A 23,855-nucleotide genomic window follows, 5' to 3' on the forward strand; every position below is an offset into this window, starting at 1 on the left:
TCACATGGCAGAACAGGCAAAACTTCCCCTCGGCAAGCTGCTGATCCAGAAAGGCGTGATCAGCGAAGACCAGCTGCGCATCGCCCTGATCGAGCAGCGACGCAGCAGCGAACCGCTGGGCAAGCTGCTGATCACCCTGGGTTTTGTCACGGAAGCGACCGTGCGCGAGGCGCTCAGCGAAAACCTGAAACAGGTCAGCGCGGACCTGTCCAGCCTGGTGGTCGACGCCATCGCCCTGAAATTGATCCCGAAGGACGTGGCCAAGCGCTACCGCGTCTTTCCCATCGTCTACGAGCGGCAGGCGGATAACCTGATCCTGGCCATGGCCGACACGAGCAACATCGTTGCGCTCGATCAAATCAGCGCCATGCTGGTCAAGGGCATCACGATTTCCACCGTGCTCGTCAACGAATCGGACATTTCGCGCGCCATCGACCAGTACTATGGCTTCGAACTGTCGATCGACGGCATCCTGCACGAAATCGAGACGGGCGAAGTCAGCTATCAAAGCATGGCCTCGCCGTCGGACGAATACAGCCAGCCCATGGTGCGCCTGATCGACGCGCTGCTGGCCGACGCCGTGCAGAACGGCGCCTCGGACATCCATTTCGAGCCGGAACAGTCGTTCCTGCGCATCCGCTACCGCATCGACGGCATCCTGCGGCAAATCCGCAGCCTGCACAAATCGTACTGGCCGGCCATGGCCGTGCGCCTGAAGGTGATGTCGAACATGAATATCGCCGAGGCGCGCGCGCCGCAGGATGGGCGCATCAGCATCAAGTTTTCCGGGCGGCAAATCGACTTCCGCGCGTCGGCGCAGCCCACCACGCATGGCGAAAACGTCGTGCTGCGCGTGCTGGACCGGCAAAAGGGCATCGTGCCGCTGGACGCCCTGGGCCTGGCCGAGGCGGAATTGAACTTGTTGAAACTCATGATCGCGCGCCCCGACGGCGTGATCCTCGTGACGGGCCCGACGGGCAGCGGGAAGACCACCACCCTGTATTCGATACTCAACCATATCAATACGGAAAGCGTCAACATCATGACCCTGGAGGACCCGGTCGAGTATCCGATGAACATGATACGCCAGACCTCCGTCAACGAATCCGTCAAGCTGGGCTTTGCCGACGGCATCCGCTCGATGATGCGGCAAGACCCCGACATCATCCTCGTGGGCGAGATCCGCGACCGCGAAACGGCGGAAATGGCGTTTGCCGCCGCCATGACGGGCCACCAGGTGTATTCCACCCTGCATACGAGCTCGGCCATCGGTTCCGTGGCGCGCCTGCTCGACATCGGCATCTTGCCCGACATCATGGCCGGCAACATCATCGGCATCGTGGCGCAGCGCCTGGTGCGCCGTTTGTGCCCACATTGCAAGGAAACCGTCATTGCCGATGCCATCGAACGGCGCCTGCTGGGCCTTGCGTCCGAAGCGCCCGCCGTCAGCATCTGCCGCGCCGCCGGCTGCGAACGCTGCGCGCACCAGGGCTACAAGGGCCGCTTGGCCATCATGGAAATCCTCAAGATGACGGCCGAACTCGATGAATTGACGGCGCGCCGCGCCAGTTTGCGCGAGCTCAAGGCCGCGGCGCGCGCGGCCGGCTTCAAGGGTATCGTCGACGACGGCATGCGCCGCGTGCTGGAAGGCGTCACCACCCTGGAAGAAGTGGGCCGCGTGGTCGACCTGACGGAAAGGCTGGCCTGATGGCGCAATATGTCTACCGCGCAATGGATGCGGCCGGCGCCCTGATTCCCGGCAGCATGGAGGCGGCCAACGTGCCGGACCTGGAAGCGCGCCTGCACCGCATGCAGCTCGACTTGATCGACTGCAAGATCACGGGCCAGTACCTGGTGCTGCTGGGCAAGCGCATCATCCACCGCCGCGACCTAATCAATTTCTGCTTCCACATGGAACAGTTGACGGGCGCGGGCGTGCCCATCCTGGAAGGCTTGAACGACTTGCGCGAAAGCACGGACCACCCGCGCCTGCGCGAAGTCGTCACGGACCTGATCGAAAGCATCGAGGGCGGCCTGCCCCTTTCGGGCGCGCTGGCCCAGCATGGCGACATCTTCGACGCCACGTTCACCAGCCTGATACTGGCGGGAGAACAGAGCGGCCGGATCGCCGACGTCTTCAAGAACCTGTCGGAAAGCCTGAAATGGCAGGACGAGCTGGCCTCGCAGACGCGCAAGATCGTCATGTACCCCGTCGTCGTCGCCATCGTCGTGGCGGCCGTGACGTTTTTCCTGATGATTTACCTGGTGCCCCAGCTGACGGCGTTCATCCGCAACATGGGCGGCGAATTGCCGCTGCACACGCGCGTGCTCATTGCCGTGTCGAATGTCTTCATCGATTACTGGTATCTGCTGCTGGCCCTGCCCGTGCTGCTGTTTTTCGGCTTGCGCACGCTCATCCGCCGCAGCGGGGCGGCCCGCTACGCCTGGGATGGCTTGAAACTGCGGTTGTGGCTGATCGGTCCCGTGCTGCACAAGATCATCCTGGCCCGCTTCGCCACGTTTTTTGCCCTGATGTATGCCTCCGGCATCACCATCCTCGAATGCATCCGCCTGTCCGAGGGCATCGCCGGCAACCAGGTGGTGGCGGCCGGCCTGCGCCGCGCCGCCCAGCTGATCAGCGAAGGTTACGGCGTCACCGCCGCCTTCCAGCACACGGGCATCTTCCCGCCGCTGGTGATCCGCATGCTGAAGGTGGGCGAGTCCACGGGTTCGCTGGACACGGCCTTGCGCAATGTCAGTTACTTTTATAACCGGGAAGTGAAGGAATTGATTGAAAAAGTGCAAGCCATGATCGAACCGGCCATGACGGTCATCCTGGGCCTGCTGCTGGGCTGGATCATGCTATCGGTGCTGGGGCCGATCTACGACGCCATCAGCACGATCAAAACCTGAGGCCGCCGTGTTCCGCAAACAATTACTCTACCTCACCAGCGACGCCCTGTGCGCCTACGACTGGAACCACGGCGTGCTGGGCCCCGGCCAGGCCTTCCCCGCCAGCGCGGCCGGGCTGGACGGCTTCGCCGCGTGGCTGGAAGATCCGCAGGAGCGCAGGCTCGACGTGCCCGCCTACCTGCTGACGGACTTGATCGAGGAAGATTTCCAGCATCAGCTCGTGCCCCACGTGCGCGGCAAGGCGGGCCGCGCCCTGCTGGAGCGGCGCAAGCAGCAATTACACCGCGACACGCCCTACCGGGGCAGCACCCTGCTGGGGCGCGAAAGCACGGGACGCCACGACGACCAGGTACTGTTTTTCGCCCTCACCAATCCCACCTTGCTGCAACCGTGGACGGAGGCGCTCGAACACTTGCGCGTGCCCGTGGCCGGCATCTATTCGACCAGCCTGCTCAGTATCGCGCTGGTCAAAAAGTTGTCGATCGCGCATGAACACTTGCTGCTGGTGACGCAGCAATCGGGCGGCTTGCGGCAAAGTTACTATGAAAAGGGCCAGCTGCGCTTTTCGCGCCAGACGGCGACCATCGCGCTCGACGGCGTGGCTGTGAATATCGCGCTGGAAACGGAAAAGACACGGCAATTTCTCACCAGCACGCGCATGCTGGCGCGCGGCGACGTCCTGAATACCGTCATCCTGGCGCCGGCCGCACAGATCGCCAAGCTCGAACTGCTGTGCGACAACGGCGTCGAAGTGGCTTACCACTTCATCGACCTGCAGTTGGCCGGCGAACGGGTGGGCTTGCGCCAGACGCCGGCGCTGGCCGACGAATTGCTGCTGACCTTGCTGGGCAAGCATCCGCCGTCCAGCCACTATCCGCCCGGCGCGCTGGCCCGCTATTACCACTTCCAGCGCGCGCGCAAGACGCTGTACGGCGCCAGCGCCCTGATCGGCGCGTCGGCCGCCCTGTGGTGCGTGATCAATTTGCTTGGCGGCATCGCCGACGGGGCCAGCACGCAGCGGCTGGCGCAGGAAACGGCGTCCTACCAGGAGCGCTACCGCAGCGTCATGTCGACCCAGCCGCCGGCGCCGGCCAAGACGCAGAACATGAAAGTGGCCGTCACCCTGGGCCAGATGATCGCCAGCCAGGCGCCGGAGCCGGGCCGCCTGCTGGGCATGCTGAGCGCCGCGCTGGACCAGGCGCCGCAGGTCGCGCTGGGCCAGCTGCACTGGCATGCGGGCCAGGCGCCCGCGCGCACGGCCGCTGGCCAGCCGCCGCCGCAGCAGACTGCGCCGCCCCACAGCGCCCTGGCCGGCATCCCTGTCGCGCCGCCGCAGGCGCTGCGCCTGGAAGCGGACGTAGCCATGCCGAACAATGACTACCGCGCCGCCCTGGCCGCCATCACGGCCTTCGCGCAAACCCTGGCGCGCCAGCCGGGCATGCAGGTGACGATCGAGGAAACGCCGCTCGACCTGCGTCCCAGCGCGGCCCTGTCCGGCAAGAGCGCAGCGCCGGCGCAGGACAGCCAGGCCCGCTTTACCCTCTTGCTGGAGTGGCAGCCATGAGCGGCCCCGTGAAGCAGCCACCCCTGCCCGGCATGCAGCGGGCAGGCACGCCCATGCGCACCCTGCCCGCCTGGCTGGGCGAACTGCACCTGGTGCGCGCCGCCCTGCTGTGCTTTGCGCTGACCTTGCTGGCCAGCCTGCTGCTGCTGAGCCTAACCGCCGCCTATCGCATGCGCGAAGCGCAACAGCTATACCTGGCCCAGCACACGCGCGCGGCGGCGGCCACCCTGTTCAACCACGCGGAAGCGGAAAAACAGGAAATCCGCGCCTACGAACCGCAATTTTTGGCCCTGCGCCAGCGCGGCCTGATCGGCGAGGAAAACCGCCTGGCCTGGATCGACGCCATCCGCCGCAGCCAGGAACAGCGCAAATTGCTGCCGATCAGCTATGACATCAGCCCGCAGCAAGCGCTGCCCGTGCCATTGCCCATGGTGATGGGGCAATATCACCTGCGCGGCAGCCGCATGCGCCTGCAGATGGATTTGCTGCACGAAATGGACTTGCTGAACCTGTTTGACGATTTGCGCCAGGCCGGCTATTTCGCCGTGCAGGATTGCACGCTCAAGCGCCATGGCGCGGCCGGCGGCGAGGCGGTGCCGACCCTGGGCGCCGAATGCGAACTGCTGTGGCTGACCGTCAACAGCGTGCCCGTGCCGGGGCGGCCATGAGGTCCGCCCGCATCCTGTGCGCGCTGCTGGCCGGCGCCGCGCTCACGGCACAGGCGCAGCCGCTGGGACGTTTGTTCCTGTCGCCCCAGCAGCGCGCCCAGCTCGATGCGCAGCGCTACGGGCCGCCGCCACCCGATCCCGCCCTGGCTGCCCCCACGCCCCCGCCACCGCCGCCGCCCGCGCCGCCCGTGGAATTGAATGGCGTGGTGCAGCGCAGCAGCGGCCGCTCCACCGTCTGGCTGAACCAGGAAGCGCAAAACGAGCCGCACAACCGCCTTGCCCGCGACAAGCCCGGCACCCTGACCCTGCGCCTGTCGAATGGCCAGGCGGTGCTGCTGAAACCTGGCCAGCGCTACGACCCGGCCAGCGGCACGGTCACCGAGGCGCAGGAGACGCCGCCATGACGCCACGGCAAGCTCATTGTCAACCTCATCGGCAAGCTCGTTGGCAACCTCGTCGCCAGCGCGGCGCCGCCCTGTTGCTGCTGGTGGCCGTGCTGGGCCTGGGCGCGGCCAGCCTGCTGATCAGCGCCTTTGGCCGCAAGACGGGCGAGGCCGAACGCCAGCAGCGCACGCTGGACACCCTGGCGCAGGCGCGCGAAGCCTTGCTGGGCTTTGCGGCGGTCAATGGCCGCCTGCCCCGTCCGGCCGCCTCCGCCCTCGACGGGCGCGAACGGGCCGCCGACTGCGCCGACGATGCCGCCTGCAGCGGCTTCCTGCCGTGGGTGGCGCTGGGCGTGGCGGGCAGCGACGCCTGGGGCAAGCTGCTGCGCTACAGCGTCACGCCGGAAATGGCGCGCGCGCCCATCGTCTCGTTTTCCGCCGTCGCCAACCGGGTCGTGCTCGAGCGCGACGCGCGCGGCGAATTCGCCTACGTCGCGGGCCAGGCACTGTGCGACGTCAGCGTCGAATGCCTGCCCGTCGTGCTGTTCTCGCAAGGCAAGGACCACTACGGCACGGCCGCCAGCGGCGTGACGCAGATCAATACGGCACGCGGCAATGTCGACGAAGCCGCCAACGACCGCGCCAGCCGCAGTTTCATCGCCCGCCCAGCCACCGACAATGCCGCGCTGCCCGGCGGCGCCTTCGACGACATGCTCACCTGGATTACCTTGCCCACCCTGTACCAACGCATGCGCGCCGCGCGCAACCTGCCATGAGCCCCCGCCCGCATCCATCGCGCCGCCAGGGCGGCTTTTCCCTGATCGAGATCGCCATCGTGCTCGTCATCGTGGGCTTGATGATAGGCGGCCTGGTCACGCCCTTGACGGTGCAGCTGGAACAGCGCAAGGTGGCCGAGACGCAACAGGCGCTGAATGAAGCGAAGGAAGCGCTGACGGGCTACGCGCTGCGCTACGGCTACCTGCCCTGTCCCGCCATCTCCGCCATGAGCGGCCTGGAAGACCGGCGCGGCACCCGCTGCACGGGCGAAAAGCGCGCCGGTTTCCTGCCCTGGGCCACCCTGGGGCTGCGCCAGGGCGACAGCTGGAACAATCTGTTCCGCTACAGCGTGACGCCGGCCTTCAGCGACAGCGGCCAGCTTTTCAGCCTGTCGACGCCGCGCGACATCAGCATCGTCACGCGCAATGGCGGCGCGCTGCTGCAGGCGACGGCCTTGAACGACATCCCAGCCATGATCATGTCGCACGGCAAGAACGGTTTCGGCGCCACGGGCGTGCAGGGCCAGCGCCAGGCTGTGCCTTTCGGCAACAATGTCGACGAGCGCAACAATGCTACGAACGCTACCACCGTCATCAGCCGCGCCGCCAGCGGCCCGCAGCAGCCCGGCGGCGAGTTCGACGATATCGTCGCCTGGCTGTCGCCGAACATCCTGTTCAACCGCATGGTGGCCGCGCAAAGGCTGCCCCGCTGATGCCCATGCTCTCGCCCGCCGCCACCATCGCCCGCTACACCTTGCTCGAAGCGCTGCGCAGCCGCCTGCCGTGGCTGTTCCTGCTGGCCGCCTGCGGCGCCGCCGCCCTGGCCGGCTTCCTGCAGCAACTGGCGCTGACGGAAAGCGGCGCCGTGCAGGCGGCGTTGCTGGCGGCCGCCTTGCGCCTGGCCGGCGTCTTCCTGCTGGCCACCTTCATCATCACCAGCATGGCGCGCGAAGCGGCCGACCGGGGCCTGGAACTGCTGCTGGCGCTGCCCATGCCGCGCGCCGCCTACCTGCTGGGCAAACTGCTGGGCTACGGGGCGCTGGCGGCCGTGCCCGCCGTGCTGTTCGGCCTGTTGATGGCCCTGTTCGCCGCGCCCGCGCAAAGCGCGCTGTGGGCGCTGTCGCTGCTGGGCGAATTGTGGATCGTCGCCGCCTTCAGCCTGCTGTGCGCGGCCAGCCTGCAGCAGGCCCTGCCGGCGCTGGCCGCGACTGGCGGTTTCTATGTGCTGGCGCGCATGCTGGGCAGCCTGCAACTGCTGGCGCACGGCCCGCAGGCGGGCGACTCGCTGGCGCAACGGGCCACGGCCGGCGCCATCGACGTGCTGGCCCTGCTGCTGCCCCGCCTGGACGCCTTTGCGCGCACGGAATGGCTGCTGTACGCCACCGGCGACTGGCCAGCCCTGGCCAATGTGGCGGCGCAAACCGGCATCTACGTGGCCTTGCTGGCCAGCTGCGCGCTGTGCGACTTTTACCGCAGGAACATCTGATGGCCGCCGCCCAGCGCCCCTGGAGCAGCGTGCCGCGCCCCCTGTGCTGGCTGCTGGCGGCATGCCTGCTACTGCAGCTGGGCTGGCGCCTGGCGCAGCAGCAAGCGCCGGCGCAGGCGCGGCCCCTGCCCGCCGCGCCGCCGGCGGGCGTGGCGCGCCTGGCCAGCCTGGGCGAGCCGCTGGCCATGTCCAAAGCCATGCTGCTGTACCTGCAGTCGTTCGAAGACCAGGCCGGCGTCAGCCTGCCGTGGCGCGAACTCGACTATGACCGCCTGGCCGGCTGGCTGGAAACGGCGCAAACGCTCGATCCGCGCAGCCAGTATGCGCTGGTGGCCGCCAGCGAAGTGTACGCGGGCGTGGCCGACCCGCAGCGCGTGCGGCGCATGCTGGCCTTTGTCGCCGCCAGCTTCGCGGCCGACCCGCAGCGCCGCTGGCCCGCCATGGCGCAGGCGGCGCTGGTGGCGAAGCACCAGCTGCACGACCTGCCGCTGGCCCTGTCGTATGCGCGTGAACTGCGGCGGCTGGCGACGGGGCCGCAAGTGCCATCCTGGGTGCGCGAGATGGAAGCGTTCATCCTGGAAGACATGGACCAGCTCGACAGCGCCCGCCTGGTGATCGGCGGCCTGCTCGCCAGCGGCCAGATCAGCGATCCGCACGAGCTGGCCTTCCTCGCGCGCCGGCTCGACGAACTTGCCAAGAAGAAAGCAAAGGCCACGCCATGACCCTGCCCTGCGCGCCCGGCATCAAATGCAGTAAACTGCCAACCCAAGCTGTCGCACTTTTTTTCCAAGGAAATCCCATGCTCCCACGCCGCCAGCACGGCTTTACGCTCGTAGAAATCGCCATCGTCCTGGTCATCATCGGCTTGCTGCTCGGCGGCGTGCTCAAGGGACAAGGCTTGATCGACAGCGCCAAGGTGAAAAACATCATCCAGCAATCGAATGCGCTGACGGCCGCCGTCAACGCCTACCAGGACAAGTTCCGCGCCCTGCCCGGCGACGACCTGCAGGGCACCCTGCACGTGCCCAATTCGGCCGGCAACGGCAATGGCGACGGCCAGATCGGCGACGGCCAGCCGCGCGAATTCACGCTGGCGCCGCAGCACCTGGCGCTGGGCGGCTTTATTACCGGTTCCTACAACGGCACCTCGCAATTCATGACCAGCGCCCAGGGCGGCGCCGTCTACCTGTACAACGACGAAGTGGGCGGGCGCGCCGGCAACGGCATCCGTTTCGACAACTTGCCCGAGAGTTACGCGGAACAGATCGACAGCAAACTCGACGATGGCGTGGCCAGCACGGGCAGCGTCCGGGCGAACATGCCCTATGGCAATACCGGTGCTATCATCCCCCGCACCGCCGTCTTCTTCTGAGCCGTCAGTCACTATCAAAGGAATACCATGCCACTGCACCGCAAATTCATTATCTCCCTGGCCGCCTGCGCCTTGCTGGCCGGCAGCGCGCACGCCCAATACGTGGGCCCGACGGCCGGCCCGGCCGCGCCCAGCAGCGTGGCCGCCATCCTGAAAAACCCCGTCGACGACCAGGCCGTCGTGCTGCGCGGCCATTTGCTGCGCAAAGTGGGCAAGGAGAAATACACGTTCTCCGACGGCACGGCGGAGATCCGCGTGGACATCGACGACAAGGTCTTCATGAACCGCAAGATCGACGCCAAGACACAAGTGGAAATCCGCGGCGAAGTGGAGAAGGATTTCATGGAGAGCCCGGAAATCGATGTCGACGTGCTGACCGTGGTGCCGTAAAGCCGCCTTGCCATCCCGCCGCCACGGCGGGATGGGCGTTCCCCCTCCTCTGTATGCCTTGCGCAACCTTTTTTCCATTCCAGAAACTAGGCTTGTCAGAAGAATCAATTTCGTCTAGCATCTTTTCATTCAAGGTCAGCCAGCGCCAGCGTGAGCCTGCCTATCGACTCATCCATTCTGGGAGCTTTCCGGGTGCAAGATTTGCCTTCGATACGCTCAAGAATTTCATGGCTGGTGCTCGCCTGGGTCATTCCGACGGCGCTCGTGTTTCTCCTGCTCGTGGCGCAAAGTTACACGCGCGAACGCGACCATGTCGTCAGCGAAACGGCGCAGGCGGCGCGCGCGGTGGCCGCCGCCGTCGAACGCGACTTGAACGGCGCCCAGATGGCCGCGCGCATCCTGGCCGGCTCGCCCGCCCTGCAAGCGGACGACATCGGCGCCCTGCGGGCCCTGGCCGCCGGCCTGCTGCAGCCTGGCCTGGCCGTCAGCGCCTTCATCGTCTCCGACGCCAAGGGCCGCCAGCTGATCAATACGACCCTGCCCGCCAGCCAGGCGCCGCCTCCCCTGCCGCAAAAATGGGCCGCCAGCATGGAGCGCACGCGCGACTCCGGCAAGCCGCGGCTGACCAGCCTGACCAAGGCGCCCGACAGCCTGCCGCAGCTGGCCCTGAACCTGCCCTTGCCGCGCAGCCAGGGTAGCGCCTACGTGCTGACGGCCCTGTACCCGCCCGACTACCTGGCCGTGCTGCTGCGCGAGCTGCACCTGCCAGCCTACCTGGGCGCGGCCATCATCAATGCCGACGGCATCAACGTGGCGCGCACGCTGGCGCCGCAGCGCTATGTGGGCCAGCGCAGCGCGGCGCCCCTGCTGGAACAGATACGCCAGGCGCGCGAAGGCGTGCTGCGCCATGCCACGCTGGAAGGCATCGACGTCTATACGGGCTTTCGCCGCGCCCCGGACGCCGCCTGGACGGTGGCCGTCACCATGCGCACCAGCACGGTGGCGCAAGCCCTGCTGCGCTCGGTAGTCACGGGTTCCCTCATCCTGGCGCTGCTGCTGGGCGCCGGCTTCGCCCTGGCCTGGCGCGTGGGCGGCCGCCTGGCCAGCACCCTGCAGGAACTGACGCAGCAGATCCATGCGCTGGCGCAAGGCAAACCCCTGCTCTCGAACCGGCACGCGGACCGCGAATCGGCCGACATGGCCAGCGCCCTGGGCGCGCTGGAACGCGACCTGCGGCGTCACCGCACGCAGCTCGAAAGCCTGGTGGCCGAGCGCACGCTGGCCCTGGGGAAATCCACGCGCCTGCTGGAAACCGTGTACGCGACGGCGCCGATCGGCATGCTGTTCGTGGACCTGGACTTGCGCATTGTCATGATCAACCACTACCTGGCCGCCATCAACGGGGCCAGCGTGGCGCAGCACCTGGGCCGTCCCGTGGGCGCCATGCTGTTCGACGACGCCGTGCGGGCGGAGGTGGAACGCTGCGTGCGCCAGGTGCTGGGGACGGGACAACCCATCGTCGACATCGAATTGAAGGGCCATAGCGGCCAGCAGCGCGAGCAGCTGAGCCACTGGATCGTCTCGTACCACCCGATCTTCGGCCCGGAACAGCAATTGCTGGGCGTATCGGGCCTGTGGCTGGACATTAGCGAGCGCAAGCGCAGCGAAGCGGAATTTCGCCGCTCGAAACACCTGTTTGGCACCATTATCGAAAACATCCCGGCCATGGTCTTCGTCAAGCGCGCCGACAAGCTGAGCTTTGAAATGGTCAACCGCCACGCGGAACTGACCCTGGGGCGCTCGCGCGAGCAATTGCTGGGCAAGACGGACCACGATTTCTTCCCGCCGCAGCAGGCGTCCGCCTTCGTCAGCGCCGACCGCAAGCTGCTGGCCACGGGGCAGATGGTGGAAATCGAACAGGAAGCGATCAATACGGCCGACGGCACCACGCGCCACTTCACCACGCGCAAGGTGGTCTTGCGCGACGATGCGGGGCGCGCCAGCCATGTGCTGGGGGTATCGATCGACATCACGGAACGCAAGCGCGCCACCGAGGTGCTGCACGCCACCACGTGGCGCCTGGAACAGAACGAACGCTTCATCCGCACCGTCACCGACAACCTGCCCGGCATGGTGTCGTACTGGGGCGCCGATTTACGTTGCCGATTTGCAAATAAATTCTATAACGAATGGTTTGGCCGCAGCAGCGCCGAGCTGGCCGGCATCCACATGAGCGAATTGCTGGGGCAGGAACTGTTCGACGTGTATGCGCCCCACGTGGAGGGCGTGCTGGCGGGCCGGCCGCAAAGCTTCGAGCGCGACCTGCTCGATCCCGGCGGCCAGGTGTGCCACACGTGGACCAACTACATCCCCGATTTCGACGACGGCGGCGGCGTGCGCGGCTTCTTCGTGCTGGCCTCGGACGTTTCCGAACTCAAGCGCACGGAATTGCGCCTGCATGAACTCAACGAGCAGATGGTGCGCGCGCGCGACAAGGCCGAGGCCGCCAGCGTCGCGAAAAGCGAATTCGTCGCCAACATGAGCCATGAAATCCGCACGCCGATGAACGCCATCATCGGCCTGGCGCGCCTGCTGGAAGAGTCGCCGCTGGAAAGGCGCGAGCGCAGCTATGTAGGCAAGATCCAGATGGCGACGCAGTCGCTGCTCAATATCGTCAATGACGTGCTCGATTTTTCCAAGATCGAGGCGGGACAGATGGTGCTGGAACAGCGCCGCTTCCAGCTCGAACGCATGTTGGGCAGCGTGGGCGTGTTGCTGGCCAGCAGCGCCTGGGCGCGCGGCGTGGAGCCCGTGTTCGTGCTAGCCCCCGGCGTGCCGGACGAACTGATCGGCGACGCCCTGCGCGTGGAGCAAATCCTCATCAACCTGATGGGCAACGCCGTCAAGTTCACCTCGCATGGCGAAGTGGTGTTGTCGATCGACAAGGTGGCCGAGGATGCGGCCAGCGCCACCCTCGAATTTTCCGTGCGCGACACGGGCATCGGCATCGGCGCGGCCGAGCAGGAACGCATCTTCGACGCGTTTTCCCAGGGCGACAGCGGCACCAGCCGCAAATATGGGGGCACGGGACTGGGGCTGGCCATCTGCCGGCGCATGGTGGAATTGATGGGCGGCACCCTCAGCGTGAAAAGCACGCTGGGCAAGGGCTCCGACTTCCGCTTCCGCTGCCGCTTCGACAAGGTGGCGCCGCCGCCCGAACCGCCCGGCAAGAGCGCGCCCAGGGTCCAGTCGCTGCTGATCATCGACGACAACGCCAGCGTGCGCGCCATGCTGGAAGAGTGGTGCGCGGCGCAGGGCTGGCACAGCCGCAGCGCCGACAGCGGCGCGGCCGGCCTGGCCCTGCTGCGCGCCCACGCCAGCGGCGGGCCGGCGGCGGACCTGGTGCTGCTCGACGCGGCCATGCCCGGCATCGATGGCATTTCCATGCTCACCGAGGCGCGCGCCGACGAACGCCTGGTGCTGCCGCCCGTGATCATGCTGGTGGCCGACCAGGATAGCGAAAACCTCGAACGCCTGGCCGACAGCCTGATGCTGGCCGGCATCGTTTCAAAGCCGGCCACCCCGGCGCGCCTGCTGGCGGCCGTGACGGCCGTGCGCGAAGGCCGCAGCACCCCTTCGGCGCTGCCCGTGTCCACGCCCTTGTCGGGTTTGCTCACCGGCATGCGCGTGCTGCTGGTGGAAGACAATGAAATCAACCAGGAAGTGGCGCAGTACATCCTGCTGCACTCGGGCGCGCGCGTGACCGTGGCCGCCAACGGCCGACTGGCCGTCGACTTGCTCACCAGCACGCCGGACGCCTGGGACGTGCTGCTGATGGATTTGCAGATGCCCGTCATGAACGGCTACGACGCCACCCTGGCCATCCGCGCCCTGGGCTTGCCGGACTTGCCCATCATCGCCATGACGGCCAATGCCATGGACGAAGACCGCCTGCGCGCCATCGCCAGCGGCATGAATGCGCATGTGGCCAAGCCCATCGATGTCGACGAGATGATACAGACACTGACCCGGCTGGTACCGGCGCTCCCGGCCGGCGCTGGCGGCGACAGCGCCGTGCAGGCAGCCGATGCCGTCGCGCGGACGCTGGACTTGCCCGCCACGGTGCCCGGCATCGACCTGGCGGCGGCCCTGCACCGCTTCGGCGGCGACTATGGCGCCTTCCTGGCCCTGCTCAAGCGCTTTGAGAATTCGCAAGGAGACGCCGTCGAGGAAACGCGGCGCCTGCTGGCCGCCGGCCAGGCGCAGCAGGCGGCGCAGCTGTTGCACCGCGTGTGCGGCGTGGCGGCCAACCTGGGCGCCACGCAGATCGCCAGCCTGGCCGCCGAGACGGAGAAAACGCTGAAAACGGGGCAATCGCACGCCACGGCCGCCATGCTGGGCCGCCTGGAACAGGCGATGGCCGAAGTCATCGAAGCGGCGCGCACCCTGCCTTCGCCCCTGCGGCGCAGCCAGCCGGCAGCGGCTGCGTCCGGCAGCGGGCCCGTCGACCTGCACGCCGGCCTGGCCGAATTGCTGGTCTTGATCCGCAACAACAACCTGAAAGCGCTGGCGCAATTTCACGCGCTGCACCCCGCCCTGCAACAGTCAGACCGGGAAGCGGCGCTGGCGATGGCACATGCAATTGACACGCTGAATTTTGCCGAGGCGGAAGAACTCGTGCTCGATCAGCTGAAACGAGAGGAAAACAAGTGAGCTGGACCAACCTTGCCATGAACGGGCGCATCCTCATCGTCGATGACGCCATGGAAAACATCCAGATCCTGCACCAGCTGCTGCGCGAGGAGCACGACGTGCTGTTCGCCCTGAGCGGTGTGAAGGCGCTGGAAATTGCGCATAATCAACTGCCGGACCTGATCCTGCTCGACGCCGTCATGCCCGGCATGGATGGCTATGCCGTGTGCAGTGCGCTGCGCGAATCGGCCCTGCTGAGCGCCATTCCCGTCATCTTCGTCACGGCCCTGAACCAGCCCGAGGACGAGACGCGGGCGCTGGAAGCGGGCGCCGTCGATTTCATCACGAAACCGTTCAACGCGGCCGTCGTGCGCGCCCGCGTGCGCAGCCAGCTGACCATCAAGCGGCAGGCCGACGCCATGCGCGAACTGTCGCTGACGGATTCGCTCACGGGCGTGGCCAACCGGCGCAGCTTCAACGACACGATGGACAGCGAATGGCGGCGCTGCGCGCGCGACGGCGTGCCGATGGCCATCATCATGGCCGATATCGACCATTTCAAGGATTACAACGATACGTATGGCCATCAGGCGGGCGACCTGTGCCTGCAGCAGGTGAGCGCCGCCCTGCGCCGCTGCGCCGTGCGCCCGCCCGACCTGCTGGCGCGCTACGGCGGCGAGGAATTCATCATCCTGCTGCCGCAGGAAACGCGCGACGGCGCCGAGGTGGTGGCCCAGCGCATCCTCGACGAAGTGCGCGCGCTGGACATTCCCCACGCCAAATCGAGCGTCGGCCCGCACGTCACCGTCAGCCTGGGCATGGCCAGCGTCATGCCCACGGAAGGCATGGACCCCAGCACCCTGATCCGCGCCGCCGACGCCCTGCTGTACCGCGCCAAGCATACGGGGCGGGACAGGTATTGCGCGTCGGAAGAGGAGTGAGGGAAGAGGAGTGAGCTGGCAGGCTAGCGGCTCCTTGCCGGCGCGGCATTGGAACGATTGGTCCCCGATGGCCGTCCCGTCGTGCTGGGCCAGCCGCCCGCATTTCCCGGGCCAGGACCTCTGTCCGTAGCGCCGCTGCCCCCGGCGGCCGCCTTGCCGCTGCCCGTGGCGCCCTTGCCAGCGCCGCTATTTCCACTGTTTGCCTTGTTGGACATCATCGCCTCCTTCGCCGGAAAACGCCGGCGCGCCACCAGCGTACACCCGGCGCACGCGCAGAAGCGCACGACTGCCTGCCGGCCGGCGAAGCGGGTTCAACTTGCTGCTCAGGGATAACACCGCATCAAAAACTCCGCCACGCACACAGGTTTCGTGTCGCCTTCCCGCTCCATGGTGACGGCCCAGTTGACTTGCGCCCCTTCCGGCAAGTCGTCGACGGAGAGGATGTCGAGGCGCGCGCGCAGGCGGCTGTTCACGGGTACGGGCGCGGGGAAGCGCACCTTGTTGAGTCCATAGTTGATGGCCATGCGGATGCCGGCCATGTGCAAGGCACCCTGCAGCATGGCGGGCAACAGGGACAAGGTCAAGAAACCGTGCGCCACGGTGCAGCCGTAGGGCGACTCGCGCGCGCAGCGCTCCGCGTCGACGTGGATCCACTGATGGTCGTCCGTCGCGTCGGCAAAGGTGTCGATGCGCTGCTGGGTAATGGTCAGCCAGTCGGAAACGGCCACGTGCTGTCCCGCCAGGGCCTGGAAACCGGCGATGCCGGCGATATCACGCATGGTGTTGCTCCGCTGGCTCCGCCGGGCGGCGGCCGAACATGCCCATGCCCTCCACCGTCGTCACCACTTCGCCGTGCTGGTTGCGCACGCTCCATACGGAAATGACGATGCCGCGGTCCGGTTTCGACGTGGATGGGCGCACTTCCTTGACTTGGTAAGTCAGCTGCAAGGTGTCGCCCGCGCGCACGGGCTTGAGCCAGCGGATGCTGTCCAGGCCGGGCGAGCCCATACTGGACGAGTGCTTGAGCAGGTTATCCACCACCAGGCGCATCATCATGCCGCACGTGTGCCAGCCGCTGGCGATGACGCCCTTGAAGATGGTTTTTTCGGCGGCCGCATGGTCGACGTGGAACGGCTGCGGATCGAAATCCGTGGCGAAGGCGATGATTTCCCGTTCCGTCACGTGGCGCTGGCCCAGGTCGATTTCCAGGCCTTGCGTAAAATCTTCAAAATACCAGTGCTTGGGTTTGATTCCAGTCAATGCGGTCATGCGGTCTCCGTCGGCAAGAAGCCCGGCTGGGCGATAAAGCGTTCGATGTGGTGCTCCACGTCGCCCAGGGTCAGGGCGATCATGGAGAGGCGCTTGAAATGGTGGGCGGCAGGCAATTCGTCCGTCACGCCCATGCCGCCATGCAACTGCACGGCTTGCTGGCCGACAAAGGTGGCGGCCAGGCCCACCCTCGCCTTGGCGGCGGACACCGTGCGGCGCCGCTCGGCCGCGTCGGCACTATCGACCTTGGCGGCGGCCAGCATGGCCATCGAGCGCGCCTGCTCCAGGTGGATGAACATGTCGGCCATGCGGTGCTGCAGGGCCTGGAACTTGCCGATCGGCGCGCCGAACTGCTGGCGCGTTTTCAGATACTCGAGCGTGGCGGCGAAGATGGCGTCCATGGCGCCCACGGCTTCCGCGCACAGCAGGGCCGCGCCGTAATCGACGGCCGCGTCCAGCACGGCCCAGCCCTGCCCCGCCTGACCGATCAGCGCGTCATGCCCCAGCACCACTTGCACGAGGGTGACGGTGGCGGCACGCTGGCCGTCGATGGTGCGGCAGTCGCGCACGGTCACGCCCGGCGCATCCACAGGCACGAGGAACAGCGAAATGCCGTCAGTGCCGTCCTGGCCGCCGCCGCTGCGCGCGGAAACGATCAGGGAATCCGCCTGTGCGCCGTGGATGACGACGGTTTTCTCGCCGTCCAGCACGAAACCATCGCCGCTGGCGGTTGCCGTGGTGGCGATGTCATGCAGATCATGGCGCGACTGGCGTTCGCCCAGCGCGCACGCGAGCTTCAGGCTGCCGCTGGCCACCTGCTCCAGCACGGCGTCATGACCGCCCGCCAGGGTCAGGAAGCGCGCGCCCAGCACGGTGGCGAAATACGGTTCGACCACGAGGCCGCGCCCCAGTTCCTGCATCACCAGCAGCATGTCCACGGCCGTGCCGTCGAAGCCGCCCGCCGCGGCCGGCAGCGGCAAGGCCGTCATGCCCAGTTCGGCCAGGGTGGCCCAGGCAGCGCTTGAGACGCCCGTGGCCGAGTGGATGATCTGCTTGCGCGTTTCAAACGAGTAATCCTTGTCGACCCAGCGCCTGAGCGCATCGGCGAATTGCTGCTGTTCCTGATTGAATTGGAAGTCCATGTCGTCTCCTTCTGGCTTACAGGCCCAGGATCATCTGCGTGATGATATTTTTCTGGATTTCATTCGAGCCGCCATAGATCGATGTCTTGCGGTAATTGAAGTAATACGCGGCCAAGGGCGCTGCCAGGTCGTCGCCGGCGGCACTGTGCGGCGCGCCGCCATCGAGGAAAGCGGGATCGAACGGCAAGGCTTGCGGGCCGATGGCTTCCACCATCAGTTCCGTCAGCTGCTGCTGCAGTTCCGAACCGCGCACCTTCAGCATCGACGCCTGCGGTCCCGGCCCCTTGCCTTCATCGCTGATGACGCGCAAGACCGTCATTTCCAGCGCCATCAATTCGATTTCCAGGGTAGCGACCTTGGCCGCAAAGGCGGGATCGTGCAGCAGCGGCGCGCCGCGCTTGGTTTGCTGCATGGCAAGCTGCTTGAGGAAAGTCAATTCGCGCTTGGAGCGGCCGACGGCGGCGATGCCCGTGCGCTCGTGCCCCAGCAAATACTTGGCATAGGTCCAGCCCTTGTTTTCCTGGCCCACCAGGTTGCTGACGGGCACGCGCACGTTGTCGAAAAAGACTTCGTTCACTTCATGTTCTTCATCGAGCATGATGATGGGACGCACGGTGATGCCCGGCGTTTTCATGTCGATCAACAGGAAACTGATGCCTTCCTGCTTGCGCACCGTGCTATCCGTGCGCACCAGGCAAAAGATCATGTCCGCGTGCTGGCCCAGGGTCGTCCAGGTTTTCTGGCCATTCACGATGTAATGGTCGCCGTCGCGCTGGGCCGTGGTTTTCAGGGAAGCGAGGTCGGAACCGGCGCCCGGCTCGGAGTAGCCCTGGCACCACCAGTCGTCGCAGTTGAGGATGCGCGGCAGATAATATGCTTTTTGTTCGGCGTTGGCGAAGGCCATGATGACGGGCGCCACCATGTTGACGCCGAAGGGCAGGATGGGCGGCGTGGCGGCGCGCGCGCACTCGTCTTCCCAGATGTGGCGCTGCACGGCCGTCCAGCCCGTGCCGCCATGTTCGACGGGCCAGGCCGGCGCGGCCCAGCCTTGCTTTGCAACAATCTTGTGCCAGCGCACATAATCGTCGCGGTTCAGGCGCAGATGCTGGCGCACCTTGCGCTGCAAGTCCGCCGGCAGATGGGTGTCGAGGAAGGCGCGCACCGTGTCGCGGAACGCCGTCTCCTCGGCCGTGTAATGCAGGTCCATGTCTGTCTCCTTGTTCTTATCGGTTGCCGTGATGACTGCACGCAAGGAAGCTCAGCGCACAAAAAAGCACGACCGTTCTCAAGGATTGTACAACAGATTGGGAGCGGCGCCAGGGGTTTTACAAAGGCTGGCGCGCAAGGGAAGCGGGCGGAATTGATTGCCTGCTGCCGCAGGCACTTCGCCTATATGTGCGACAGGATATTAATGAGCTTGCCGAAAGGGTCGCGCACGAAAAACCGCCTGACACCCCAAGGTTCATCGACAGTACCATATTCAATGGGAAACCCCGCCACACGCATGCGTGCCAATGCGGCATCCACGTCATCGACTTCTATGGAAAGGTCGGGCACAGCGGTGTTCGAGCCGCCTTGCGTCGCGAAGCTCACTTGCACGCTCATCTCGCTTTGCGAACCATACGTCATGATCCAGCCATGGTCCATCAACAGGCTCAGACCCAGCACGTCCTCGTAAAAAGTCCGCGCCAGGCCCGGATCCGACGCCGGGAAATTTGCAACGATACGCTTGACTTGCATATTTTTCCTCCATGTCTACTATATAAGTCCAACCCTGCTCAATATCGTCATCCACGTCTCCAGACGTGTCCGCTTCTGGCGAGATTTCCACTGTACACAATTACCTTTGAAGCAACATCCCCCGCAGCAGCAATTCCAAAGCCGCGATTGCTTTTATCAGGCGCGCATTGCCTTCGTCACCGTCTGCGATCCAGAACGCCGCTTCTGCCAGGCTGCCGTAGATCAACGAAGCCAATGCCTGTGGGCAAGCGTCGACCACGATGCCTTGCTGAATCAGCTGCTGGATCAGCCCTTGCATCGATTCGAGGCAATGGCGCTGCGAATCCGGTGAGGCGCCGCCCAGTACCGCCCTGGCATCGCGCAAGACGATGCGCTGAATTTCCGGCTCCAGGGCCATCTCCAGATAGGCACGGCAGCGCTGGCGAAAGCCTTCCCACGAGTCTGCGGCGCTGTCGGAGATGGCTTGCAGGCGGCCATCCATTTCCGCATCGATCTGCTCCACCACGGCCAGCAGCAAGCCCTTCTTGTCGCCGAAGTGATGATACAGGGCGCCACGCGTCAGGCCTGCCTGCGCGGTCAGGTCGTCCATCGATGTGTCGGCATAGCCGCGCTCGCTGAACACTTTGCGGGCCGTGGCCAGCAACGATGCACGGGTTTCTTCCATTTCCACACGGGTGCGGCGAACCATTGCTCTCTCCTTACATACGCAACGTATGATTATTTACATTCATTGCGTATGTATATATACTATTCATACGCGCTGTATGTATTATCACTTTGATGCCCCTTCGTTGCAAGCAGGGCGCCGTATATCACATGATCACATGAAGGAAATGAACCATGAGTACGTCTCCCCACGTTGCCACAGAAACCACTGTCCGCCACCCATGGCTGGCGGTCGGCGCGGTCGGCATGGCCACCTTTTCGGTCGTGACGACGGAAATGCTCCCGGTCGGCCTGTTGACGCCGATTGCAGACACGCTGGACACCTCCACGGGAACCGCCGGCCTGATGATCTCGCTGCCAGCATTGCTGGCGGCCTTGTTCGCGCCGCTGGTCGTGGTCGCATCGGGCAGCCTGGACAGGCGCAAGATTCTCTGTGGTTTGCTGACACTATTGGTGATCGCGAACATTGCCTCGGCCCTGGCGCAAAACATGGCGTGGATGCTGGCCACCCGTGTGCTCGTCGGTTTTTGCATGGGCGGCATCTGGGCCATCGCCGGCGGCCTCGCTTCCCGCCTGGTTCCTGCCCGCTCGACCGGCCTGGCAACGTCGATCATCTTCGGTGGCGTAGCGGCCGCTTCCGTGCTGGGCGTGCCGCTAGGCGCACAAATCGGCGACGTTGCAGGATGGCGCTGGGCCTTCGGCGTCATGGCGCTGTTCAGCAGCCTGGTACTGGCGCTGCATCTGGCTGTCATTCCCGCACTGCCCGCTGCCGGTGCGGCGACCTGGCGCCAATTCGGCAAACAGCTGCGCAACAGGCAGTTGCAGGCGGGGCTGCTTCTGACTCTGTTGCTGGTGAGCAGCCATTTCATGGCCTTTACCTTCGTGCGCCCGCTACTGCTGTCCGTGTCGGGGTTTGATGCGCAATGGCTGGGCGCGCTGCTGTTTGCCTATGGCTGCGCGGGCATCATTGGAAACTTCCTGGTAGGCGTGGTTGCCGTGCGGCGCACGGCGACTACCATCATCGCCATCTCGGGCGGCCTGCTGCTCACGCCGCTGCTGTTCCTGGCGATCGGCGATTCCGGCATCGGCGGCGGCATGGTATTGCTGGCCTGGGGACTGGCCTACGGCGGCGTATCGGTCGGCCTGATGACCTTGATGCTGAAGGCGGCGCCCCGGGCCGTGGAGATCGTCGCCGCGCTGTATGTGGGCGTCTTCAATATCGGCATTGCGCTCGGGGCGTGGACCGGTGGCCAGGCCGTGGACAGGCTGGGCCTCTCAGCCAACCTGTGGCTTGCCGCAGGATGTGCCGCAGCTGCCTTGCTGCTGTCTTTTGGCATCCGTTTTATTGAAGCCAACAAGCAACTTCGCCCTGCAAGCGATTGACGCTGGCCGCCATCACCCGTACAGATGCAGCAACACCTGCACGGCCACGATCTTGACGATGGTCATGCTGGGGAAAATCATGGCATAGCCCAGGTTCGGGCGGTCGGACTTGGCCAGGCGGTTGGCGAACACCAGCACGGCCGGGTTGCCCGTGGCGCCGGCCGCGATGCCCAGCAATTCAGGAAACGGCAGGCGCAGGAAGATCTTGCCCAGGATCACGACGAGGGCCACCACCACCAGCACCGTCACGGCTCCCAGCGCCAGCATGGGCAAGCCATCGGCGCCCACCTGCTGCACGAAGGGCAAGCCGGACGCCATGCCGACGGAGGCGAGGAAAATCGTCAAGCCATAGTTGCGCATCACCAGGTTGGCCGACAGCGGCAAGCGCCAGCTGATCTTGCCGACCCTGCCCAGGCGCCCCAGGATCAGCGCCATCACCAGCGGACCGCCCGCCAGGCCCAGGCTGAACGAACCTATCCACGGCAAGGGGATAGGTACCAGGCCCAGCAGAACGCCCAGCACCATGCCCATGCCCAGCGACACATAACTGAACTCGGCCGTGGCCGTGATGGAATTGCCGAACAGCTTGCGCACATCGGCCGCATGTTTCGCCGGTGCAATGGCCATCACCCTGTCGCCGAATTCCAAAGTCAGGAACGGGTGCGGCAGGATCATGGCGTCGCCGCGCCGTATGAACGCGATCTGCAGGGGAAAATCCTTGCCCAAGTTCAATTCTCCGAGCGGCACGCCGACGATTTCCGCATCCGACACGAACACTTCCGTGCCATCAAACGCGCTGCGGTCCTTCATCAGGCGGCCCGGATCCAGGTGGCCCAGCGCCGTGCGCGCCGCTTCCACGCCCGCCACCGTGCCCGACACCATCAGCGCATCGCCCACGCCGAGCACGAGGCCCGGATCGGGCAAGCGGTTCTGGTGGCCCTGGCGCACGCCGATCACCTGCACGCCCGCCAGGGGGCCATCGGCCAGTTCGGACAGGGCCGCACCCGCCAATTTGGCTTCATCGATGGTAATTTCGGACACGACGATGGGTGCCGGCGGCGGCGTCAGCACGGGTTTTAATATGCGCCCCGCCAGGTACAGGCCCAGCATGGGGCCGACGACGCCGAACGGATACGCGACGGCATAGCCGACGGCCGCGTCGCCATTACCGTGCGACGCTTCCAGCGCCGCCTGCAGGGCAGCCGTGCTGGTCATGGCGCCGGCAAACACGCCGCTGGCCATGCGCAGCGAGATATCGATCCACTGCCCGCCCCAGACGGACACGGCCAGGCCGCCCATGACGGCGGCAAAGGCGATCAGGTTATGTTTCTGCCCCGCGCCGCGCAAGCCGGCGAAAAACTGCACGCCATACTGCACGCCTATGCCATACAGAAACAGCAGCAAGCCGATGGAGCCGACCATCGGCGGCGGCACGGCACCGGGAGCAAACGCGCCCAGCGCCAGCCCCGCGAACAGCACGCCGCCCACGCCCAGCGAAAAGCCGAACACGCTGATGCGCCCCAGCGCATAACCGGCGCCGATGACGAGAAACAGGGCGAGGATGGGCGTGGACTCCAGCGTGTGGCGAAATAATTGAAGCATCAGGCAACCTTGGTCTGGGGAAGGCCCAGTTTAGCATGCACAAAAGCAACACGATGGCGATGATGGCAAGCAAGCGTGCGCAGCTTTGTGCATGTAAAACGGGCAAAAAAAAGCCCGCTGCGGGAGCGGGCTGAATCTAATTCCTGTGAGGAAGTAGAGGAGACAAATGCATGATGCCGCATGGCAACATATAAATCCAATTGCATGTTGTGATGATGGAAATATGTTTCATCAATATCTGACCTAAGCCGTTCCAAAAATGAGGAGTTTTCGCTGCGATCGTTGTTCGCGCGTCACCAGCACGCGGGCTTGCTCCACGCTTACGCAAGTCTGCGGCGCAAACCCTGCCGGCACGGTCTGCGCATCTCGCGCGATGACTTGCGGATCATTGAGCACGTCATAGTCTGCACGCTTGAAAAACAGTTGCTCGATACCAGCACCCCTCGCCGGCAACGGCTTGACGACGATGAGCGACCAATGGCCTTCATCCCCCAGAAACTGCTTTTGCTTCAGGAAGACGTTGACGCGGTCTGCATGGGGCGCCGATTCGCTCAGCTCGCTCTGATAAATACCCAGCGGGCACAGCGCCGTGCCGGCCGGCCATCCCATGTCGGGCAACGCTGCGACCGTGACCGGGCGCAACTGGGCCAGATGGCGGTCGAACGGGTGCTTTTCCGCCGAACAGGCGCCGAGCGCCATCAGCGCGAGCATGCCGGCGGCGCGTAACAGAGCAATCATCCGTTGGTTTCCTTCTGGAGGGTAGGATTACGTGAAGGTATGGTAAGCGATAAGCCGATGGAAACGGGCAAAAAAAAGCCCGCTACGGAAGCGGGCTGAATCTATTTCCTTGGAGGAGATAGAGGAGACA

General features: G+C 65.5%; 22 protein-coding genes. 14 read left to right on the plus strand and 8 right to left on the minus strand.

What is annotated here, in order from left to right:
• Positions 1–4: 4 nt before the first annotated feature.
• The 13 genes from O0881_RS05400 (at position 5) to O0881_RS05460 (ending at position 15,185) form a co-directional block, all read left to right on the plus strand.
• On the plus strand, positions 5–1,708 hold the full coding sequence (locus O0881_RS05400) for an ATPase, T2SS/T4P/T4SS family (RefSeq protein ID WP_251348304.1): 1,704 nt from the start codon (positions 5–7) through the stop codon (positions 1,706–1,708).
• Positions 1,708–2,913 (plus strand): type II secretion system F family protein, encoded by a 1,206-nt coding sequence (locus O0881_RS05405; RefSeq protein WP_289910491.1) that lies wholly within the window; start codon positions 1,708–1,710, stop codon positions 2,911–2,913. The genes O0881_RS05400 and O0881_RS05405 overlap by 1 nt, the downstream gene beginning before the upstream one ends.
• A 7-nt stretch (positions 2,914–2,920) precedes the next feature.
• On the plus strand, positions 2,921–4,477 hold the full coding sequence (locus O0881_RS05410; RefSeq protein WP_289910492.1) for a hypothetical protein: 1,557 nt from the start codon (positions 2,921–2,923) through the stop codon (positions 4,475–4,477).
• Positions 4,474–5,145: a hypothetical protein gene (locus tag O0881_RS05415; protein ID WP_251348301.1), complete on the plus strand. Its 672-nt coding sequence runs from the start codon at positions 4,474–4,476 to the stop codon at positions 5,143–5,145. Before O0881_RS05410 ends, O0881_RS05415 begins: the two co-directional genes overlap by 4 nt.
• Entirely contained in the window at positions 5,142–5,549 is a 408-nt protein-coding gene (locus tag O0881_RS05420) for a hypothetical protein (RefSeq protein ID WP_289910493.1), read from the plus strand. The genes O0881_RS05415 and O0881_RS05420 overlap by 4 nt, the downstream gene beginning before the upstream one ends.
• Positions 5,546–6,304: a hypothetical protein gene (locus tag O0881_RS05425; RefSeq protein ID WP_289910494.1), complete on the plus strand. Its 759-nt coding sequence runs from the start codon at positions 5,546–5,548 to the stop codon at positions 6,302–6,304. Before O0881_RS05420 ends, O0881_RS05425 begins: the two co-directional genes overlap by 4 nt.
• A complete protein-coding gene (locus O0881_RS05430; RefSeq protein ID WP_289910495.1) occupies positions 6,301–7,017 on the plus strand; it encodes a type II secretion system protein in 717 nt (238 codons plus the stop codon). Before O0881_RS05425 ends, O0881_RS05430 begins: the two co-directional genes overlap by 4 nt.
• Positions 7,017–7,790 (plus strand): ABC transporter permease subunit, encoded by a 774-nt coding sequence (locus O0881_RS05435; protein ID WP_289910496.1) that lies wholly within the window; start codon positions 7,017–7,019, stop codon positions 7,788–7,790. Before O0881_RS05430 ends, O0881_RS05435 begins: the two co-directional genes overlap by 1 nt.
• The gene (locus tag O0881_RS05440; protein WP_289910497.1) at positions 7,790–8,512 is read left to right on the plus strand and encodes a hypothetical protein; all 723 of its coding nucleotides are present in this window, start codon (positions 7,790–7,792) and stop codon (positions 8,510–8,512) included. The genes O0881_RS05435 and O0881_RS05440 overlap by 1 nt, the downstream gene beginning before the upstream one ends.
• A 77-nt stretch (positions 8,513–8,589) precedes the next feature.
• The gene (locus O0881_RS05445) at positions 8,590–9,162 is read left to right on the plus strand and encodes a prepilin-type N-terminal cleavage/methylation domain-containing protein (protein ID WP_289910498.1); all 573 of its coding nucleotides are present in this window, start codon (positions 8,590–8,592) and stop codon (positions 9,160–9,162) included.
• Between the two features lie 27 nt (positions 9,163–9,189).
• The gene (locus O0881_RS05450) at positions 9,190–9,552 is read left to right on the plus strand and encodes a NirD/YgiW/YdeI family stress tolerance protein (RefSeq protein WP_289910499.1); all 363 of its coding nucleotides are present in this window, start codon (positions 9,190–9,192) and stop codon (positions 9,550–9,552) included.
• A 234-nt stretch (positions 9,553–9,786) separates the two neighbouring features.
• Entirely contained in the window at positions 9,787–14,265 is a 4,479-nt protein-coding gene (locus O0881_RS05455; protein ID WP_289910500.1) for a PAS domain-containing protein, read from the plus strand.
• Positions 14,262–15,185 (plus strand): diguanylate cyclase, encoded by a 924-nt coding sequence (locus O0881_RS05460; protein ID WP_099667505.1) that lies wholly within the window; start codon positions 14,262–14,264, stop codon positions 15,183–15,185. The genes O0881_RS05455 and O0881_RS05460 overlap by 4 nt, the downstream gene beginning before the upstream one ends.
• A 323-nt stretch (positions 15,186–15,508) precedes the next feature.
• Here the strand turns inward: O0881_RS05460 and O0881_RS05465 are convergent, their stop codons facing one another.
• The 6 genes from O0881_RS05465 to O0881_RS05490 form a co-directional block, all read right to left on the minus strand.
• Positions 15,509–15,964: a MaoC family dehydratase gene (locus tag O0881_RS05465; protein WP_251348291.1), complete on the minus strand. Its 456-nt coding sequence runs from the start codon at positions 15,962–15,964 to the stop codon at positions 15,509–15,511.
• On the minus strand, positions 15,957–16,454 hold the full coding sequence (locus tag O0881_RS05470; protein WP_099667501.1) for a MaoC family dehydratase: 498 nt from the start codon (positions 16,452–16,454) through the stop codon (positions 15,957–15,959). Before O0881_RS05470 ends, O0881_RS05465 begins: the two co-directional genes overlap by 8 nt.
• A complete protein-coding gene (locus tag O0881_RS05475; RefSeq protein ID WP_289910501.1) occupies positions 16,451–17,596 on the minus strand; it encodes an acyl-CoA dehydrogenase family protein in 1,146 nt (381 codons plus the stop codon). Before O0881_RS05475 ends, O0881_RS05470 begins: the two co-directional genes overlap by 4 nt.
• 16 nt (positions 17,597–17,612) lie before the next feature.
• Positions 17,613–18,803 (minus strand): acyl-CoA dehydrogenase family protein, encoded by a 1,191-nt coding sequence (locus tag O0881_RS05480; RefSeq protein WP_289910502.1) that lies wholly within the window; start codon positions 18,801–18,803, stop codon positions 17,613–17,615.
• A gap of 182 nt (positions 18,804–18,985) precedes the next feature.
• Positions 18,986–19,336: a VOC family protein gene (locus O0881_RS05485; protein ID WP_289910503.1), complete on the minus strand. Its 351-nt coding sequence runs from the start codon at positions 19,334–19,336 to the stop codon at positions 18,986–18,988.
• A gap of 100 nt (positions 19,337–19,436) precedes the next feature.
• On the minus strand, positions 19,437–20,024 hold the full coding sequence (locus O0881_RS05490) for a TetR/AcrR family transcriptional regulator (protein ID WP_289910504.1): 588 nt from the start codon (positions 20,022–20,024) through the stop codon (positions 19,437–19,439).
• A 152-nt stretch (positions 20,025–20,176) separates the two neighbouring features.
• Here O0881_RS05490 and O0881_RS05495 point away from each other — a divergent pair, with 152 nt between their 5' ends.
• Positions 20,177–21,385, plus strand: coding sequence for an MFS transporter (locus tag O0881_RS05495; protein ID WP_289910505.1), 1,209 nt, complete (start codon positions 20,177–20,179; stop codon positions 21,383–21,385).
• Between the two features lie 12 nt (positions 21,386–21,397).
• Here O0881_RS05495 and O0881_RS05500 read toward each other — a convergent pair whose 3' ends face one another.
• Together O0881_RS05500 and O0881_RS05505 are read right to left on the minus strand one after the other, a co-directional pair.
• Positions 21,398–22,987 carry a TrkA C-terminal domain-containing protein gene (locus O0881_RS05500; RefSeq protein WP_099667495.1) on the minus strand — a complete coding sequence of 530 codons (1,590 nt, stop codon included), beginning with the start codon at positions 22,985–22,987 and terminating at the stop codon, positions 21,398–21,400.
• Positions 22,988–23,230: 243 nt separating this feature from the next.
• A complete protein-coding gene (locus O0881_RS05505) occupies positions 23,231–23,725 on the minus strand; it encodes a hypothetical protein (protein ID WP_289910506.1) in 495 nt (164 codons plus the stop codon).
• Positions 23,726–23,855 lie beyond the last annotated feature (130 nt).

This window comes from Janthinobacterium sp. SUN100 (assembly GCF_030397705.1).
In the GTDB taxonomy this organism is placed as follows: domain Bacteria; phylum Pseudomonadota; class Gammaproteobacteria; order Burkholderiales; family Burkholderiaceae_D; genus Janthinobacterium; species Janthinobacterium kumbetense.

Bases quoted from the DNA above. Each gene is read 5' to 3' on its own strand.
- O0881_RS05425 (WP_289910494.1), top strand. From the start codon at position 5,546: ATGACGCCACGGCAAGCTCATTGTCAACCTCATCGGCAAGCTCGTTGG.
- O0881_RS05480 (WP_289910502.1), bottom strand. From the start codon at position 18,803: ATGGACCTGCATTACACGGCCGAGGAGACGGCGTTCCGCGACACGGTG.
- O0881_RS05470 (WP_099667501.1), bottom strand. From the start codon at position 16,454: ATGACCGCATTGACTGGAATCAAACCCAAGCACTGGTATTTTGAAGAT.
- O0881_RS05505 (WP_289910506.1), bottom strand. From the start codon at position 23,725: ATGATTGCTCTGTTACGCGCCGCCGGCATGCTCGCGCTGATGGCGCTC.
- O0881_RS05405 (WP_289910491.1), top strand. From the start codon at position 1,708: ATGGCGCAATATGTCTACCGCGCAATGGATGCGGCCGGCGCCCTGATT.
- O0881_RS05445 (WP_289910498.1), top strand. From the start codon at position 8,590: ATGCTCCCACGCCGCCAGCACGGCTTTACGCTCGTAGAAATCGCCATC.
- O0881_RS05495 (WP_289910505.1), top strand. From the start codon at position 20,177: ATGAGTACGTCTCCCCACGTTGCCACAGAAACCACTGTCCGCCACCCA.
- O0881_RS05435 (WP_289910496.1), top strand. From the start codon at position 7,017: ATGCCCATGCTCTCGCCCGCCGCCACCATCGCCCGCTACACCTTGCTC.
- O0881_RS05475 (WP_289910501.1), bottom strand. From the start codon at position 17,596: ATGGACTTCCAATTCAATCAGGAACAGCAGCAATTCGCCGATGCGCTC.
- O0881_RS05465 (WP_251348291.1), bottom strand. From the start codon at position 15,964: ATGCGTGATATCGCCGGCATCGCCGGTTTCCAGGCCCTGGCGGGACAG.
- O0881_RS05415 (WP_251348301.1), top strand. From the start codon at position 4,474: ATGAGCGGCCCCGTGAAGCAGCCACCCCTGCCCGGCATGCAGCGGGCA.
- O0881_RS05440 (WP_289910497.1), top strand. From the start codon at position 7,790: ATGGCCGCCGCCCAGCGCCCCTGGAGCAGCGTGCCGCGCCCCCTGTGC.
- O0881_RS05485 (WP_289910503.1), bottom strand. From the start codon at position 19,336: ATGCAAGTCAAGCGTATCGTTGCAAATTTCCCGGCGTCGGATCCGGGC.
- O0881_RS05420 (WP_289910493.1), top strand. From the start codon at position 5,142: ATGAGGTCCGCCCGCATCCTGTGCGCGCTGCTGGCCGGCGCCGCGCTC.
- O0881_RS05450 (WP_289910499.1), top strand. From the start codon at position 9,190: ATGCCACTGCACCGCAAATTCATTATCTCCCTGGCCGCCTGCGCCTTG.
- O0881_RS05500 (WP_099667495.1), bottom strand. From the start codon at position 22,987: ATGCTTCAATTATTTCGCCACACGCTGGAGTCCACGCCCATCCTCGCC.
- O0881_RS05490 (WP_289910504.1), bottom strand. From the start codon at position 20,024: ATGGTTCGCCGCACCCGTGTGGAAATGGAAGAAACCCGTGCATCGTTG.
- O0881_RS05430 (WP_289910495.1), top strand. From the start codon at position 6,301: ATGAGCCCCCGCCCGCATCCATCGCGCCGCCAGGGCGGCTTTTCCCTG.
- O0881_RS05400 (WP_251348304.1), top strand. From the start codon at position 5: ATGGCAGAACAGGCAAAACTTCCCCTCGGCAAGCTGCTGATCCAGAAA.